Genomic DNA, 2,272 nt, shown 5'->3' with positions numbered 1-2,272 from the left:
TGCGGTCGATGATCGCGGCGGCGAGTTTGTCGTCGGCGAAGATCGTCCCCCATTTGCTGAACTCGATGTTCGTGGCGGAGGATGATGCTGCGACGTTCGTAGCTGCCGGCGATGATCTGGTAGAGGAGACGGGCCCCGTCGAGGCGCACGGGCGCGTAGCCGAACTCGTCGAGGATGATCAGGTCGGCACGGGCGAGGTCCCTGAGCAGGCTGTCGAGGGCGCCGTCGCGTTTGGCCTTGCCGAGCTGGAGCACGAGCTCCGCGGTCTGCCGGAACCTCACGCTCCTGCCTTGCTCGATGGCGAGCATGCCCAGGGCGGTGGCCAGGTGGGTCTTTCCGCGTCCCGTCTTGCCGTAGAACACGAGGTCCTGCGCCTTGGCCGCGAAATCGAGGCCGGTCAGCTGCTCCTTGGTGTATCCGTCGGGCAGGCGCACGTTCGCGAAGTCGTAGCCGTCGAGGCTTTTGGGCGCCGGGAACCGGGCCTGGCGCATGAGCCTTGCCCGTTTGGAGGCCTCCCTGTTGGCCAGTTCCGTGGCGAGCATGCGGTCGATGGCGTCCAGTTGGCGGGGCGTGGCCCATTCGAGCGTTTCGTCGATGGTGGCCTTGGAGATGAACAGGCTCCTCGCCCGCTCGCGCAGCGGGCCGGGGTCGGTCCGTCCGTTCTTCTGGTTCACTCGTCCTCCTTGGTGTAGGCGATGTCGTATTCGCTCAGGTCCACGGGGTCGTCGTAGGCCACGGGTCCCAGGCCCGAGGCGTGGCGTGCCGCGGCCAGACATACCCCGGCCCGGTCCGTGCCTCCGGTGGATTCGAGGATCACCGGGCATGCCGGCCACGGCCGCCCGCCAGCCGCTCTCGCCGTCGGCGTGCAGCAGGGCACGCAGGCTGTCGCGCCGCGTGGCCTCGTCCTGCGCGTCGATCCATTCGCGAAGCGGGTCGGGCATCGCGTCGCGCACCCGGCTGTTGCGCCAGGCCGCCGGCCGGTCGCACAACAGCCCGAGCTGGCTCGACGGGTCGCCGCTGTCGGTCGGCTTGTCCCCGTAGGACCTCGGATGCGTGATCACGCGTTTGCCTTCGGCATCGAGGATCTCCACCTCCAGGGCCCTCAGGCCGACGATCATCTCATGGCCGGCGTGTTCGGGTCCGGCCGCGTACCGGTGGCGGCCCTGGACGGTGATGTTGCCGTATTTGTCGGCCTTCATCCTCGTCCACGTGACCACGTCGAACGGCTTGGCGGGCAGGGGCAGCAGCGCCTTTCGGTCCTCGTCGAACAGGCCGGTCTGGCTCTCGCCCTTCCTGTAGTGGTCCTTGTCCCCCAGTTCGAGGCAGCGGCCGGGCAGGCGCAGGTTGAAGCTGTCGAGGTTCCATACGCCGGGCACCGGCACGAACAGCCTGCGGCGCACGGCCCCGACCCGGGCCTCGACGCCGCCCTTCTCGTGTCCCGAGTACGGGTTGCAGAACGTGTACTCGAACCCGTAGTGCGCCTGGAACGCCTGGAACAGGCGGGTCAGGCGGATCCTGTCGAACCATTTGCGTCCGACGCCGGCGGCGTTGTCATACACGATGCGTTCGGGCACCCCGCCCAGCCATTCGAATAGGTTCCTGAGGGCCTGGCACGTGCACTCCGCGTTCTCCCCGGGCATCAGCTGGCTCGGCCCGATGTTCGAGTACGGGAAATCCAACACGAAATGCCGCATTCGCGTCACGACGCCCCGGTAGCGCACGTCGACCTGGCCGAAGTCCGCCTGGCATTCGCCCGGATGCCACGACAGGTCCAGGAAACCGGCCTCCCGCTCCGCCGCGGCCTCGCGCCTGAGCCGCGCCACGGTCCGGGTCACCGTCGACAACGACACCCCGGCCCCGTACTCGTCGCGCAACCGCTCATGGATGCGGGTCGCGGTATGCCGCTGCTTGCGCCAGGTCTCCCGGTCCTCGGCGAGCATGCCCTCGATCATGGGCAGCCACTCGTCGATCACCGAACCACGACGTCGCCTCACGGGCGGCCTGGCCGATAGGTCGTCGACCCTCAGATACTTGCGCACGGTCGGCTCGCTGACCCTCTCGCTGCGCGCTATCGAGGCGATGGACTCACCGTTCCTGCGACGCGAACGGATAGACTGTATTTGGGACATGCTGATCATTGCCTTTCCGGACCTTTCCCGAATGGAACTAGAAGCACCATCAGGCTAAGGCCCACGGGTGGTCGGCATGCCTTTCCGCCTAAACCCGAAAAACCTTCGTGACTAAAACCTCAACTTCCTATTGAACAAAAACA

The 2,272-nt window shown here is 66.9% G+C and carries 2 pseudogenes; both read right to left on the bottom strand.

The window, feature by feature from the left end:
- Positions 1-674, bottom strand: a pseudogene (gene istB / locus FYJ31_RS12360) (IS21-like element helper ATPase IstB); the annotation flags it as partial.
- Positions 671-2,129, bottom strand: a pseudogene (istA, locus tag FYJ31_RS12355) (IS21 family transposase). The pseudogenes istA and istB, both read right to left, overlap by 4 nt.
- Between the last annotated feature and the right edge of the window lie 143 nt (positions 2,130-2,272).

It is taken from the genome of Bifidobacterium sp. WCA-178-WT-4B, assembly GCF_009696495.1.
Classification (GTDB): domain Bacteria; phylum Actinomycetota; class Actinomycetes; order Actinomycetales; family Bifidobacteriaceae; genus Bifidobacterium; species Bifidobacterium infantis.
Note: the sequence above shows the minus strand (reverse complement) of the source record. Positions and strands in the feature narration are given on the sequence as shown.